The following is a 14,515-nucleotide window of genomic DNA, read 5'->3' as shown; positions in this document are numbered from 1 at the left end:
TATCTTTGTACTAATGAAATTCTTTAATTCCAGCACAAATTTTGAGTCAGTTCTTAAAAAATATTTTTCTTTTAAGAACGAAACCCTTTCTTTGGAACCCTTTGCAGAGTTGTTAGAGTGTGTAAAAAGGGCAGACTTTACAGATGTGCTTAATTTTCTCAAAAGCAATCCGAATTTTACGGAAAACTTCAAGTATTACATTCATAATATTTTTAAAGGAAGACCATTCAATCTATCCTTAACGGAAGCCAATATTCTTTCTGAAAACGCCTTTTTTCCAGAACTTAAAAAAAGAATACTGAATAAGGTTTTACCACCTGTTGAAAACGAAAAAACAGTGTGGTATATGATTGATAATGTAAGTCTAAGACCTAAAACAGACTTGAAATATCTTCATAACCTTCCTGAAAATGAGGTGAATGAATTTCTTACACTCATTGGAGCTGCAGATTTTATCATTAAACCCAATGTAAAGAAGGAGCTGATCTTCTCAATGAATATTCTTTCATGGAGGGTAACAGGGATGGCGATGGAAGTGGAAGTGGTAAGAATGGCTCCTCAGTACAGGAATCTTTCCAATCCCTTTTTAGCTCTTCAGAACGAACTGGAAGCTTTAGCTGATGATTTGGTTAAAGATCCGGAGTTACAGCTGCATTCTAAAGACAGCCGATATAAGCAGATTAAGATTTATTCCGAGCAATGTCTTGAATTTGTGAACATCGCCTTTAAAAACTCAGCGAAGTATGGAATTTCAGGGAAGATTAACCAATCACTGCTAAAAATTCGTCAGCAGACCGAAAGAATTTACGAGATCGTACAGCTTTTGATTATTGACAATGATGAAGATGTTCTGGTAAAATCAAAACAGCTGATCTTTAATATTCTGAACTATAAATCTCACAAGAATAATATTGCTGATCTCATTAATGACAGTACAAGATTAATTTCCCACCTTATTACCAATCACACAGCAGAAGCAGGGACTCATTATATTACTTCCACAAGAAAAGAATATATGACCATGTTTTATAAGGCGAGTGGTGGTGGAATTATCGTAGGAGCGCTATGTGTTCTGAAAATGCTATACGGATACATTCCCGGAAGTGATTTTTCACACGCATTCTTATACTCCATGAACTATGCGATGGGATTTGTAATGATCTACCTGATGGGATTCACACTGGCCACGAAACAGCCGGCAATGACTGCTGCAACGATGACCAAAGTATTATCCGAAGAAGGAAACAGTCAAAGAAACAATACCGAATTTGCCCACCTTGTATCCAAGCTTTTCCGAAGCCAGTTTATTGCTTTTGTAGGAAACGTTTTACTGGCATTTCCGGTAGCGCTTGCCATTATTTATGGATTAGATGTATTCTTCTCACAAAACCTGGCTGTTGAAAGATCAGATAAATTATTAAAAGATTTAGATCCTTTTAAATCCAAAGCTATTCTACATGCTAGTATTGCTGGATTCTACCTTTTCATTTCAGGAATTATCTCAGGAAATATCGGAAACAACTCCGTATTCTATCAGATCCCGGAAAGAATTGCCAAAAACCTTTCTATCAGAAGCTTTTTTGGAAAGAAATTCGCGAAAGGGTTATCAAAATATTATGCTAAAAATTGGCCGGGAATTGTTTCCAATTTTTGGTTTGGGGTTTTCCTTGGAGCAACGGCACCTGTAGGATTGTTCTTCGGACTTGATCTTGATATCAGACACATTACGTTTGCTGCCGGAAACTTTGCATTAGGACTTTATGGAAAAGATTTCTCCGTAGATTCCTATACATTCTGGATGTCCTTTGTGACGGTTTTCTTAATTGGATTCTTCAACTTCCTGGTAAGCTTCAGCTTATCCATGTTCCTGGCATTCAGGTCCAGAAAGATGAACTTCGGACAGGTAAGTGAGATCTATAAAGAAATTTTTAGATATTTTGTAAAGCATCCGTTGAAATTCTTCCTGCCACTAAGTTCAGGTTTGGATAAAAAAGCAGATGATCTGATGAGCAGTACGATTTCTAATAAGTCGGAAAAATCAGAAGAACATTAATAGTAAATAAGAAAGCTACCATTTGGTAGCTTTCTTCTATATATGGTGTAGATGATTATGCGCAATCAGGTGATTCAGGGCACCTTGCTGGTAATTGTGTCCAAACGGCACAGACTGTGGGATCTGAGCAGACTACTGCACAACATATCATTTGTCCTGCTCCTTGAATTTTTTTTAAATTTTCTCTCGATACTTTCTTTTGTGTAAGTACTTTTTTCATGGTGATTTGATTTTATTAATAGACTTTTAATGTATCAATTTTTGTTGAAATATTTTATAAAAATAAATAACACTGATTATATACAGTAAGGTAAATCTGGGCATTCTGCTGGTAACTCTTCCCAAAAAGCGCATGTTGTAAGATCTGCACAGGATAAAGCACAACATACCATTCGCCCCGCTCCTTGAATTTTTTTTAAATTTTCTCTTGATACTTTCTTTTGTGTAAGTACTTTTTTCATGGTAATTTGATTTTATTTATGAAGCGTTAAATATATCAATTATCCTTGAAATATTCTATTTTTTTATTATACTCTCTGAAAGTCATCAAGCTTATTTTTCTCTATACGTATCTGAAATAAAACTTGACCGAAAGTTTCCTGGTTAACCAACTCTATTTTTTAGGAGTTCAATATGCTTTTTCAATTCTGTAAAAGAAGCATAACCCTGTTCAATAACAGTATACTTTCCATCTTTTTCAACCAGCATCGTTGGAAAAGACTGGGCATATTGTACTGCTTCATGAAAGTTTTGTAAAGTGGTCTGCTTCATTTCTTCGGAATGAAAAACCTCTAAGAACTGTTGTTGGTCAATACCCAAGTTTTTACAAATCTCAAGGTAAGTGGCTTCCAGATTGAGATCTTTTCCCCAATAATATCTTGCTTTCTGAACAGCTGCCATGAAAGGAATATCTTGCTCAGGGGCAATTGTTTTTACTGAAACCATTGCTCTGGATGGGATTTCACTGTCCAATACAATTTCATGTTTCAGCAATTCAAAATAACCTTCCCCAAATGTTATTCCTGTACGCTCTGCTACAGCTTCATCATGTTTAATAAAGAAATTAACCATCTGTGATGATTGTTTCCGAACATTGGAACCTGTCCACATTCCGCCGGGAAGGATTTCAAAATCCAGATCGTTTTTGTAGTGGTCGTATAGTTTTAACATATTGTCGGAATTCCCATAGCACCATCCGCAAAGGGGATCCATAATATATATAATTTTCATTTTTTTGTTTTTAAAAGTTGATATAACTAAGCTTAAATGATGTATGTTATTATAACGCAATGTTCGCAAAATTTTTTTAGATCCTTATGTTTTTAGGATCGCAAGGGCGTTCCACTCAGCAATGAAGCTGGGAATACCTTAGCTAAATGAAATACCTTTGCGAACGATTTTTTCAAGTTTTATTAAAAATACCTTGCGAACTTAGAGTTAAAAATCTTAAGATTCTATTTCATCGCATCTACAACTGTTTTGCTGTCTACGAATTGTTCAAATTTCACAATTTTACCGTCTTTCAGATGCCAGATATGAGCAACACGTGCAGAGAAAGGCTTCATGGTTACTTTATAGGTTCCCGTATATGTTCCAAAAGCAACTACTTTATCACCATCGGCAACATAATTTTCCGGGGTGAACTTATAATCAATCCATTCGCTTCCTAAACGGCTGAACACGTTTTGGGTGATTTCTTCCAATCCTACATAGGTTCCTGCATAAGGAAACCCTTTAGCTTCTGTCCATTGAACATCATCTGCAACATGGCTTGCCAATGCTTTTCCGTTTTCCTCAGATGTTTTTCCTTCGTATGTACTTTTTACAATTTCTAAATTGGTCATTGTTGTGTTGTTTTTTATTGAACAGCCTGATAGCAGCAGTACGGCCATCAGACTGTAAATGATTAATTTCATACGGTTCAGATTACCACTTCATTTCTCCGGTATTCACTTTTGCTCCAAGTTGAAGGGCTGTTTCAAAAGTCAGATTAGGGTATTTAGCTTTAATCGCTTTTACCAAAGCTTCGGAAGTTGTATTTGTTTTCAAAGCCTCTTCGTAAAACTGAATATATTCTTTAGTGTGTTTCACAGAAGTTAAGTCTGAAGCATCAGTTGATTTTCCATGAGCTGGAATAACAATGGAAGGATGTAATGATGCTATTTTATCCAATACTTTAATCCATTGAGAACGGGATTCAGTGGTTTGTGCATCGGCCATCCAAAGGTTGAAGGTGTTTCCGAATACATTGATACCACCTACCACTGCTTTTGCAGAGGGAATATACATGAATGTTCTTGCAGGGAATTCCTCTAAACCTATCACTTCCAGTTTTTCGCCTTCCAGTTCAATGCTGTTTCCTTTCAATACCTGTGGTAATACAACATTGCTGGTTACTGCTGATCCTAACTGACCACCCCAAACATCAAGCTTTTTCTGTGCTGTTCTTGCAATTGCTTCTACCACTTTTGGTGTTGCATAAGCAGTTACTCCCGGAAAATGTCTTTTGAAAACTTCCAGTCCGAAATAAAAATCAGGGTCATTGTGAGAAACATAGATGGCCTTTAAATTTTTTCCGGAATCTTTAATTTTCTGTGCTACAGTTTCTGCATTTGCTAAAGTAAACTGTGCATCTACCAAAACGGCATCCGTTGATCCGGAAATAATAACAGAAGCTACCCCGAAACTGTTTTCTGAAGCGTTATAAACATCTAATGTAAATTTTCCTGCTTCTATTCTTTTAAAATTTTGTGCTTGTGACATATTAAATAATGTTATGAATGTTAATACTGTTGTTTTTAATAATGATTTCATTTTTTGTTCATTTTATGAGTACAAAATTATGGACGTTGATTTTGCTGAACATTGAACAAGTTCAATAAATATCTGTCAGATTTATACAGGCAAAGTTCTCAATACTTATTGGCTTAAGTATTGAACAAGTTCAATAAATGAAAGGATTTGAGCTTGGAGTAGGGGAATAGATTAGAAACCTGGAGAAAGAGGTTGAGAGTTTCTACTGATGTAAATGTTGATTCTTGCTATTAAGATGCCTTTGAAACAAGAAAAACTGAGATGTTATTATTTCCCTTTGGTTGTTTTTCTTCTGATTTTACTTAAAAATTCATGACTGATACCAAGATAGGCCGCCACCTGTAAATTGGTAAGTCTTTGATTAAGCGATGGGTATTTTTCAATGAAATCCAGATAGCGCTGGTCGGCAGTTTTGCTGAGATTATCAATCATTCTGCGTTGCAAAGCACTGTGGGTCTTTTGGGTCATGATTCGGAAAAGCTTTTCTACAAAAGGGAAGTTTTCATACGCAAAATCCTTGTCCTTTTTTGAAATTAGAAGTGCCTCGCTATCTTCAATAGCTTCTATAAAAAGCTGTGATGGGCTTTGGCTGGCAAAACTGTCAATATCCGTAAGCCACCAGTCTTCCATTCCAAAATACAGAATCTGTTCTGTTCCTTTCGCATCAATATGATACACCTTAAAAAGACCTTTGGTAACGAAGGCTTCAAATCTGCACACTTCACCTTCTCTCAGTAAAAACTCCTTCTTTTTGATGGTTTTTGAAGTAAATAAATTACAAAACTCCGTAATATCCGTTTGGGAACTTGAAATATGGCGCGAAATATTGAGATGTAGGGCTTCAATCATTGGGAATGTGTTTGGTGAACAGGATGATACAAAACTATTAAAATAATATTGATTTTATATTTTGATTCTGTATTCGGTTCAATAATAAATCCAAATTACAGGATCTGCAAATCATCAAATTTATCATCACCAAACTTATCCTGAAACTTTTTCAGATAGAAAGTTTTACGCATTTTAAAATCATTCTTAAGCAAGGGAGAATCTATTTTAATAATGATGCATTTGTTTTCAATATTTACACTTCTGATTTCATTGAAAAGGCTTTGGTCCAGATAATCTTCAAGAAAATCTTTAATATCAAAAGCCACTAGCTTATCTTCAAAACCATAGATTCTTGCAAATGATTTTACAAGTTCAGAGGATTGGTATTCGCGTTTTTTCTTTTTCATAGTCGTGTTGCGTGGTTCGAGATGCGCGGTTCGGGATTCGTGTTTATAAGGCGGAATATACTATTTAGAGTAGTTTTACAAAAATTGTTTTAATATTCTATTGTTTATTTTCATTCCAGTTTTCTTTTACCCATTTTTTATATACATTGATTTTTCCACCTAATATATTGTATTCATTTCTTAAGGTTTCAAATTCATTAGAAATATCCGGATATAGGATGATGAGCTTTTCGAGATGATTAATTGTTTCGTCATTACTGGCGTGGCAGTATACGAGAAAGCGAATGTAGTCATTTTTATAGATTGACCTGCCATATCCCTCAACAATATTAGTAATGATGGAGTCAGATGATCTTCTCAATTGACTTCCTAGTTCAAATAACTCGTATTTGGGAAGAAGAAAAGATGCTTTATGTGTTTTTAAAAACAGCTCAAAAGCTATTTTGTAAATGTCTAAATTTCTATAGCTCATATCATTTGTGTGTTTATGAAAGGTAAGGTAATAAAAAAATAACTATTTACAAGTTATTTCTGGATTTATCATTCCTCTTTACATAATTTAAATTTAATAAACTAAAAGTATTTTTACACATTATAATTCGTATTTCGAAACCCGTATCACGTATCTCGAAACCCGCTAAATATCAAAAATTACACTTTCTTCATTAATCTTCTTTACAACACTTTCAGTACGTTCTCTGTGAGTATCTGTGATAAAAATTTGTCCAAAGCTTTCCTTATTAACCAACTCAATTAATTGTGAAACTCTTGTATCATCAAGCTTATCAAAAATATCGTCCAATAAAAGGATAGGTGTTTTCTTTGTCAGTTCTTTAACCAAACTCATCTGGGCTAGCTTTAAAGAGATCAGAAAGGACTTTTGCTGTCCTTGAGAACCTATTTTCTTGATCAGAACATGATCCATTTCAAAAAGAAGATCATCCTTGTGAATTCCCTTGGAAGTATACGTCAGCATACGGTCTTTTTCAATGCTTTCCTTTAAAAGTTCCTCAAAAGTATTTTCCAGCAGGTGAGATTCATAGATCACAGAAACGGTTTCCTTTCCACCCGAAATAATCTGATAAAAGTTTTGAACAATGGGATTTAATTGCTCTACAAAGACCTTTCTTTTATTAAAAATTTTGGTTCCGAATCTTGTAATCGGATCATCATAAATCTCCAGCGAATCTTTATCCCAGGTTCTGTTTTTAGCAAAATACTTCAGTAAAGCATTTCTCTGCTGAATGGTTTTCTGATATTGAATCAGATCAAAAAGATATTCAGAATCCGTTTGGGAGATCATGGCATCCAGAAATTTTCTTCGGCTTTCTCCGGAATCGGAAATAAGGTTTGAATCGTAAGGCGAAATCATGACACTCGGAAGATATCCAATGTGATCGGCAAGCCTGTCATAGCTTTTATCATTCTTTTTAATCACCTTTTTAGCTTCTTTAGGCTGGGTGATTCTGATATTGTCTTCACCATCTTCATTCTGAATTTCAGCATCAATGGTGAAGAAGTCTTCCTCTGTTTTGATATTGTTCAGATCTGTATTCCCCAAAAAGCTTTTTCCAACTGATAAATAGTGTAAAGCATCCAGAATATTGGTCTTGCCTGTACCATTATTGCCCACAAAACAATTGATCTGCGGTGAAAATTCAAACTTTTTCTCAGAATGGTTTTTGAAATTATATAGGGAAAGCTTCTTGATAATCATTCGTCAAAAATACTCCATTATTAGTAAAAATAAAAAAGGAAGTGCCGAACAAGTTTCCACTCCAAATGAAAAATAAGAGTCATCTCTTTTGTTTTCAGAGAAATAAATAAAAATATAAGTGATGATGCTTGACAAAAAAAATGCAACAGCATATAATGGCTTCAGGTAGAAAATTCCAATAAGACTGCTGATGAAAACCAGACCATATGCAATATATTTTGTATTCTGAATACCAATCAGCATAGGGAAAGTCTTTACTGTATCACTATTCATATCCCGGATATCAAACGGAAGAACCAATGCTGTAATATAAAAGAAGCTGATGAAAAAATAGGGATACTGAATTCAGGAAGCGTAAGCCAGCAATTTACCAGTGCCCAGACCAGCCCAACATAAAATACTTTCAATAAAGGGATTTTCCGGATATAGACATCCAGGAAAAAGCTGTTATAGAGCAATCCCAGGACAACAATAATAAACCATTTCAGTAACCTTATTTCATTGTGATTATGAATGATTAAAAATGAACAGATAATCCCGGCAATAGCATTCAGAACCAATATTCTGAAAAAATATTTAGTGTACTGATACTTAGTATAAATATAACCACTGAAATACGTGATAAAAATAAGAAGAATAGTAGGGAAACGGAATGTGTTTTGCTCTCTCATGAAAAATACTGCAAAAAGAGTTCCCATTATGGAGACATAAATTTGACTGTCTATGACGGTTTTTTTCAGTATTTTTATAATGTTCATTTATCAAAATTAATATATATGAAAAGATTTTCCAAGATATTTATGCTTTCGTTGCTATCATTGGGCTTTTCACCGGTTATCGCACAGAAATATTATGATGACCAGTGGAAAAAAATAGCGGAAAACAGTCAGAAAGGAGCTTATAAATCTAATCTACCCATTATTTTAGACCTAGAAAACCAAGCTATGAAAGAAAATAATACCATTCAGTTGATCAGGTCTCTGAAAGCAGAGTTCAGTATTGTAAATCAAACTGTAGATGATGACCAAAATGATGCGGCTTCAAAATTCTTCAAAAAACTTCAGGAAGCAGAAGCAAAACTGAAAGGAGATGAAAAACTGGTCTATAAAGTTCTGCTGAATAACTTTTTCCTGGATTATTACAATCAAAACTATTGGAAGATCAATGGACGAACGAATATTAATAAGCAGGATCTTGCACAGATTGAGACCTGGACCAAGCTTGATTTCAAAAATTATTTAACCAAAAGCTATCAGGAACTGGATCAGCAGAAACAGGATATGAAGAAAGCTTCATTGGAAAAATATAAAGACCTGTTTTCAGAGACAAAAGATATTGCTTATTTCCAAAGTCTGTATGATTGGTATTCTCTTAAAAAGATTGCCTTTTTATCTGAGAATAATATTTTCACCAAAAATGAACTTACAGAGAACAGAAAGACCATTAATGCCATTTTTGATGAACTGATTGCTCAGAATAATGGTAATCCAAAGCTTTATTTCATGAAGGAAAAGTTGGAGGATAACTGTAATTTCAATCAGTGTAAAGATAAACTGGAACAGCTTCAGAAATTAGCTAAATCTGATGTGCAGGGAGATTATAAAGTAATCATCATGGAAGCTATTATGGATGAGCTGGTGATGAAAAATAAGGCAAAAGAAGCTATTACTATTGCAGCTCAGGCTAAAAGTGAATATCCAAAATCTCCTTTTATTGAAAATATAAAAAATAAGGAGAATCAGATCACCAATCCGGTATTGAGCATCAAATACGAAAAGCAGACTCAGAATAATCTACCGATTCACTTTATTGCTGAATCTAAGAATCTTTCTGAATTTTCGATCAATATTTATGAAGTAAAAGAAGATTTTCTGTCCTTCATAAAATATGCACAGAATTCCTATGCTGATAACTATTTCAGTAATGTAAAAAAGAGTCTGGTAAGAAAGGAAACCTACCAGCTTTCTGATCCGAAAGATTATCAGCTTCATAAAACTTCACTGGAAATTAAACCGCTTCCTTCCGGAGTATATGTTGCAGAATATTCAGTGGCTGGAGCGGATACAAAAGAGAATAATCCTGAAAAGAATTTCTACTTTCTGGTTTCTGGAAACAAAATTATTTATCAGTTCAGATCTTCCAGAAATTCACTTGCAGATGATCTGAAGCTGGTTAACAGTGAAAACGGGAAGCCAATAGCTAATGAAAACCTTCGTTTTTATGAATTTACCAATAACAATTCAATCAATAAAATTGAAGGAAAAACCAATGATAAAGGAGTTTTTAAATTCCCTACAACGGCTAATAAAGAATACTACAGAACCTATCTGATTCAGCAGCCTAAAACCAATGATTTCCAGATTATGCAGGTATACGGAAATAATGGGCGTGAAGATTATAACCCTAATAAAGAAGCCCGTTCCAAAGCACAGATCTTTACAGATAGAGCCATCTACAGACCTGGGCAGATGGTGTATTTCAAAGTAGTAAATACCCGTTTAAATAATGAAACGGAGTCTGTAACTTCTGGATTAAAGCAGAAAATTACGCTGATGGATGCCAACAATCAGGAAGTTTCTTCTCAAAGCTTTACTACCAATGAATTTGGTTCTTATCATGGAAGTTTTATGTTGCCGAAAGGAAAGCTGAATGGTACTTTTTATCTGAATACAGATGGAGATAGTCAGGGATATAAAGATATCAGAGTAGAAGAGTATAAAAGACCAAAGTTTGAAGTGACCTTTGATCCGGTAAAAGACGAATATAAATACGGACAGACCATAGAACTGAAAGGGAAAGCCATGATGTTCTCAGGAGTAGCTTTAAGCAATACGACGGTAAATTACGAGATTAAAAAACAAAACATCCGTTGGAGATATTTCTGGTGGTACCCAAGAGGAAACGATAATGAAAACTCAATTTTAGGTGAAGCCAAAACCAATGAAAAAGGAGAATTTGTGATCCGTTTGGATCTTAAGAAAGATGAAAAACTGGAAGGAATTCAGATTGATAACTACCAGATCAATGCATCTGTTACGGATATTAATGGGGAAACCCAAACGGCCAATACAGATCTGAAAGTTGCTTCTGTTTCTCACTACATCAAAGCTGATGAAATCAAAAATATATTCAGTGATGAAAATGCAAAACTAAAAGTAGAAACTAAGAATTACAACGAACAGGCTCTTAAAAAAGCTTATCAGGTGAAACTGTCAAAACTGGTGGTTCCGGATAGAGTTTTCAGAGATAATTTCAAAGCTGAAGTTCAGAATCTGCCTCAATATTCAAAAACAGAATTTATCAGCAAGTTCCCACATGATTTGTTTGATAAAAATGATGAGATCAAAAACTGGAAAACAGAAAAAGTAATTGTAGAAAGACAACAGCAGCCATCTTCTGATACTCAGGCTTCTGATTTGGACTTAGGAAAACTGGAAGCAGGAGATTATCAGCTGGAACTGTTTAATATTGAAGGAAAAGATACTATAAAAGCAGCTCAGTATTTCAGTGTTTGGGATAAAAGCTCTCTGAAACCTGCACAGAAAACATTCTTAACGGTAATTGCCCCAAAGAATGAAACGGCAAGAGGTGAAAAAGCTAAAGTATATGTATATTCTGCCATTCCTGATGCATTAGTGAATGTTTTTGTTCAGGATGGGTCTGGTAAAACGATAACAGAAACTCATCAGCTGAAAAAGGGGATTCTTGAATATACGGCAGAGATTCCAAAAGATAAAAGTGTTTCTGAACTGAATCTGCAATTCCAGTTAGTAGCATTTAATGATGTACAGACAGAAACTGCTGCATTGAAGATCAAGGATACAGAGAAACCTTTAAAAATTGAAACGGTTACTTTCAGAGATAAGCTGGAACCGAATTCAAAAGAGAAATGGACGGTAAAAGTTACCGGAAATGATAAAGAAAAGGTGAATGCAGAAGTATTGGCCAATATGTATGACATGTCGTTAGATCAGTTTGCTGTGAATACTTATGGCTGGGATAAATTATATACACCATTCAATATAATCACTTCTTATGATGTGAGAGAATATCTGTTGCAGAAAAGCTATCAGAAACGATTGAAATATTTCAATGGAAATTATGTAGCAGTTCCTAACTTTAACTGGTTTGATGGTAGTTTGTTTTATAGCCTTGGAGGAAATGGAGGAATATCTCCTAAATTACGTCGTAAAGGTGTGCCAGGTGCAACGCCGGCAGCCCCTATTGCTAGAAATTCAGCTGCGATTGAGGAAGTGGTAGTGACAGCATATGGAGTAAAAAAGGAGAGTCAGGTAATGGGAGCTGCTGTTGCAGAAGCTGATGCAGTTGTAAATCAATCTGAATCCAACGAATCATTGGAAAAAGTTCCGGTACGTCAGAATTTAAATGAAACCGCTTTCTTCTATCCGGATCTGAAAACAGATGCAGAAGGAAACGTTAACTTCGAATTCACTTCTCCGGAAGCATTAACAAAATGGAAATTAATGTTCCTTGCTCACACAAAAGATGCAAGAGCTGCTACATTAGAAAAAGAAGTGGTAACTCAAAAAGAATTCTCAGTTACTCCAAACTATCCGAGATTCCTAAGAGAAGGCGATGAACTGAATTTACAGTCAAAACTTTCCAACCTTACCAATAAAAAAATGAATGGTTCTGCCGAATTGCAGATTTTAGATGCCTTCACCAATGAAAACATCTCTTCAAAATTCGGAATTACTTCTGGAACACAGAACTTTGATTTAAATGAAAACGGAAACAGTGCGTTAACCTGGAAATTAAAAGTTCCAAACAACGTATCTTCTATCATTTTAAAAGTAGTAGCAAAAGCAGGAGCTTATTCTGACGGAGAACAACAGGCAGTGGCAGTATTGCCAAACAGAATGCTGGTGACCGATGCTGTACCGGTATTTGTAAAAGAAGGAGAAACAAAAACTTTTGTATTAGATAACCTTAAAAATAACACTTCTACAACAGCATCAAATGTTTCCAACACGCTAGAATTAACAACCAACCCGATCTGGGAAATTATGTTTGCGCTTCCGAGCTTGAAAAACGACCAGAACAGTTCGGCAGATGTTATTTTCAACAAATGGTTTGCAGATGTATTGGCTTCTGAGATTTTCAAAGCAAATCCTAAAATGAAAACGGTGTTTGATGAGTATCAGGGGAAAGGATTATTAAATTCAAACCTTGAGAAAAATCAGGAACTAAAACAGCTGTTATTGGATGAAACTCCATGGGTACTGGAAAGTAAAAATGAAGCTGAACAGATGCAAAAACTGGCACTTCTTTTTGATGTCAACACGATGAGAAATTCAATTAACCAAAATTGGGATGACTTTAGCAAGCTTCAAAATCCTGATGGTGGATTCTCATGGTATGCAGGATATCCAAGTTCTTTCAGTACTTCATTATATATTCTTAAAAACCTTGGAAAGATTAATCTATGGTTAAAAGACAATGCAAAAGAATATCAGAGTGCAGGACAGAATGCTTTAGTAGCGAAATTGATCCAGTATGTAGATAATGAGATCAGTAAATATGCGGATACGAAGAAAGATAATGTATGGAGCAACTGGGTTCTTGATTATTTAGATACCAGAAACTATTGGGAAAAACAATATCCTTTAAAAGGAAAAGGAGCCACGTTGAAGACATTGGTAAAACAAAAAGCAAAAACGGCAAAAATTACTGATTTTACATTCTTCGGACTGCACCGTGCAGCATTATTGATGAATGATTACGGAGTGAAAGATGTATCTGATAAATTGATGACTTACCTTAAAGAAACTTCAACAGATACCAAAACTCAAGGTATATACTGGAAACAGAACTTAAATGATTGGGGCTGGTTCAGTTCTAAAGTCGTGAACCATGCAGGGGCGTTAGAAGCTTTCAATAAACTGAAATCTAATGATCAGAACTTTATTGAAGATATGAAGATCTGGCTGGTAACTCAGAAAGAAGTGAACTCATGGGGAAGCTCAAGAGGAACTGCTGAAGTGATCTTTACGATCTTAAATTCAGGGAAATCATGGACCGGTGCTGAAAGTGATAAAGCAACTATCGTTTGGGGTGGAAAAGAAATCGTTCCTCAGACTCAGGCAACAGGATATGTGAAATCAACAGTGAAAACAGATGCAATAGATAAGAACCTGGGAACGGTTACAGTGACCAAACCAGGACCTGGAATTGTTCAGGGTGGCTTATTCTGGCAGTATTATGAAGATCTGGATAAAATTAAATCATCCGAAAACTATATTTCTGTAACCAAAGAACTGTATAAAAAAGTGAAAACGGTAAACGGAGAAGAACTTCAGAAGATTTCACCGGAAACACCATTGAAAGTAGGAGATAAAGTAACCGTAAGAATGATTCTGAATACAGACAGACCCATGGAGTTCATCCATATTAAAGATATGCGAGCTGCAGGATTTGAACCTCTTGATGCCTTATCAGGATACCAGTGGAAAAATAATTTAGGATATTATCAATCTACTAAAGATGCGTCCACAAATTTCTATATTCAATATATGCCAAAAGGTAAATATGTGTTTGAATATGATGTAGTTGCCAATGCGTCCGGAAAGTTCTCAAACGGCATTACTACAATGCAGAATTACTATGCTCCACAGATGAATTCGCACACAAAAGGAACCGGAATTCAGATTTTGGAATGATTTTTGGCTATTA

Annotated in this window: 13 protein-coding genes; 2 read left to right on the top strand and 11 right to left on the bottom strand. The window is 35.1% G+C overall.

Going from position 1 to position 14,515, the window contains the following annotated elements:
* The first annotated feature begins 13 nt into the window (after nt 1-13).
* Nucleotides 14-2,053 (top strand): recombinase, encoded by a 2,040-nt coding sequence (locus tag BOQ64_RS17280; RefSeq protein ID WP_129058425.1) that lies wholly within the window; start codon nt 14-16, stop codon nt 2,051-2,053.
* Nucleotides 2,054-2,108: 55 nt separating this feature from the next.
* Here the strand turns inward: BOQ64_RS17280 and BOQ64_RS24910 are convergent, their stop codons facing one another.
* The 11 genes from BOQ64_RS24910 to BOQ64_RS24095 form a co-directional block, all read right to left on the bottom strand.
* Entirely contained in the window at nt 2,109-2,273 is a 165-nt protein-coding gene (locus tag BOQ64_RS24910; protein WP_410494474.1) for a bacteriocin-like protein, read from the bottom strand.
* 76 nt (nt 2,274-2,349) lie between these two features.
* Nucleotides 2,350-2,514 (bottom strand): bacteriocin-like protein, encoded by a 165-nt coding sequence (locus BOQ64_RS23175; protein ID WP_164975832.1) that lies wholly within the window; start codon nt 2,512-2,514, stop codon nt 2,350-2,352.
* Nucleotides 2,515-2,656: 142 nt separating this feature from the next.
* Nucleotides 2,657-3,283, bottom strand: a complete 627-nt coding sequence (locus BOQ64_RS17275) for a DsbA family protein (RefSeq protein WP_228448441.1) — start codon at nt 3,281-3,283, stop codon at nt 2,657-2,659.
* Between the two features lie 224 nt (nt 3,284-3,507).
* Nucleotides 3,508-3,897 (bottom strand): nuclear transport factor 2 family protein, encoded by a 390-nt coding sequence (locus BOQ64_RS17270; RefSeq protein WP_129058424.1) that lies wholly within the window; start codon nt 3,895-3,897, stop codon nt 3,508-3,510.
* 82 nt (nt 3,898-3,979) lie between these two features.
* Nucleotides 3,980-4,867 carry an MBL fold metallo-hydrolase gene (locus tag BOQ64_RS17265; RefSeq protein ID WP_129058423.1) on the bottom strand — a complete coding sequence of 296 codons (888 nt, stop codon included), beginning with the start codon at nt 4,865-4,867 and terminating at the stop codon, nt 3,980-3,982.
* Nucleotides 4,868-5,134: 267 nt separating this feature from the next.
* Nucleotides 5,135-5,716, bottom strand: a complete 582-nt coding sequence (locus tag BOQ64_RS17260; RefSeq protein WP_129058422.1) for a Crp/Fnr family transcriptional regulator — start codon at nt 5,714-5,716, stop codon at nt 5,135-5,137.
* 95 nt (nt 5,717-5,811) lie between these two features.
* Nucleotides 5,812-6,105 (bottom strand): hypothetical protein, encoded by a 294-nt coding sequence (locus BOQ64_RS17255; protein ID WP_129058421.1) that lies wholly within the window; start codon nt 6,103-6,105, stop codon nt 5,812-5,814.
* A gap of 97 nt (nt 6,106-6,202) precedes the next feature.
* The gene (locus tag BOQ64_RS17250) at nt 6,203-6,577 is read right to left on the bottom strand and encodes a four helix bundle protein (RefSeq protein ID WP_089736874.1); all 375 of its coding nucleotides are present in this window, start codon (nt 6,575-6,577) and stop codon (nt 6,203-6,205) included.
* 165 nt (nt 6,578-6,742) lie between these two features.
* Nucleotides 6,743-7,822, bottom strand: a complete 1,080-nt coding sequence (recF, locus tag BOQ64_RS17245; protein WP_129058420.1) for a DNA replication/repair protein RecF — start codon at nt 7,820-7,822, stop codon at nt 6,743-6,745.
* Between the two features lie 3 nt (nt 7,823-7,825).
* Entirely contained in the window at nt 7,826-8,095 is a 270-nt protein-coding gene (locus tag BOQ64_RS24100; RefSeq protein WP_228448440.1) for a hypothetical protein, read from the bottom strand.
* Entirely contained in the window at nt 8,092-8,580 is a 489-nt protein-coding gene (locus BOQ64_RS24095; protein WP_228448439.1) for a hypothetical protein, read from the bottom strand. The genes BOQ64_RS24100 and BOQ64_RS24095 overlap by 4 nt, the downstream gene beginning before the upstream one ends.
* 18 nt (nt 8,581-8,598) lie before the next feature.
* Here BOQ64_RS24095 and BOQ64_RS17235 point away from each other — a divergent pair, with 18 nt between their 5' ends.
* Entirely contained in the window at nt 8,599-14,502 is a 5,904-nt protein-coding gene (locus BOQ64_RS17235; RefSeq protein WP_129058418.1) for an alpha-2-macroglobulin family protein, read from the top strand.
* The last annotated feature ends 13 nt before the right edge of the window (nt 14,503-14,515 follow it).

It is taken from the genome of Chryseobacterium sp. CH25 (assembly GCF_004119455.1).
In the GTDB taxonomy this organism is placed as follows: Bacteria; Bacteroidota; Bacteroidia; order Flavobacteriales; family Weeksellaceae; genus Chryseobacterium.
Note: the sequence above shows the minus strand (reverse complement) of the source record. Positions and strands in the feature narration are given on the sequence as shown.

Bases quoted from the DNA above. Each gene is read 5' to 3' on its own strand.
- BOQ64_RS17280 (WP_129058425.1), top strand. From the start codon at position 14: ATGAAATTCTTTAATTCCAGCACAAATTTTGAGTCAGTTCTTAAAAAA.
- BOQ64_RS24910 (WP_410494474.1), bottom strand. From the start codon at position 2,273: ATGAAAAAAGTACTTACACAAAAGAAAGTATCGAGAGAAAATTTAAAA.
- BOQ64_RS23175 (WP_164975832.1), bottom strand. From the start codon at position 2,514: ATGAAAAAAGTACTTACACAAAAGAAAGTATCAAGAGAAAATTTAAAA.
- BOQ64_RS17275 (WP_228448441.1), bottom strand. From the start codon at position 3,283: ATGAAAATTATATATATTATGGATCCCCTTTGCGGATGGTGCTATGGG.
- BOQ64_RS17270 (WP_129058424.1), bottom strand. From the start codon at position 3,897: ATGACCAATTTAGAAATTGTAAAAAGTACATACGAAGGAAAAACATCT.
- BOQ64_RS17265 (WP_129058423.1), bottom strand. From the start codon at position 4,867: ATGAAATCATTATTAAAAACAACAGTATTAACATTCATAACATTATTT.
- BOQ64_RS17260 (WP_129058422.1), bottom strand. From the start codon at position 5,716: ATGATTGAAGCCCTACATCTCAATATTTCGCGCCATATTTCAAGTTCC.
- BOQ64_RS17255 (WP_129058421.1), bottom strand. From the start codon at position 6,105: ATGAAAAAGAAAAAACGCGAATACCAATCCTCTGAACTTGTAAAATCA.
- BOQ64_RS17250 (WP_089736874.1), bottom strand. From the start codon at position 6,577: ATGAGCTATAGAAATTTAGACATTTACAAAATAGCTTTTGAGCTGTTT.
- recF (WP_129058420.1), bottom strand. From the start codon at position 7,822: ATGATTATCAAGAAGCTTTCCCTATATAATTTCAAAAACCATTCTGAG.
- BOQ64_RS24100 (WP_228448440.1), bottom strand. From the start codon at position 8,095: ATGAATAGTGATACAGTAAAGACTTTCCCTATGCTGATTGGTATTCAG.
- BOQ64_RS24095 (WP_228448439.1), bottom strand. From the start codon at position 8,580: ATGAACATTATAAAAATACTGAAAAAAACCGTCATAGACAGTCAAATT.
- BOQ64_RS17235 (WP_129058418.1), top strand. From the start codon at position 8,599: ATGAAAAGATTTTCCAAGATATTTATGCTTTCGTTGCTATCATTGGGC.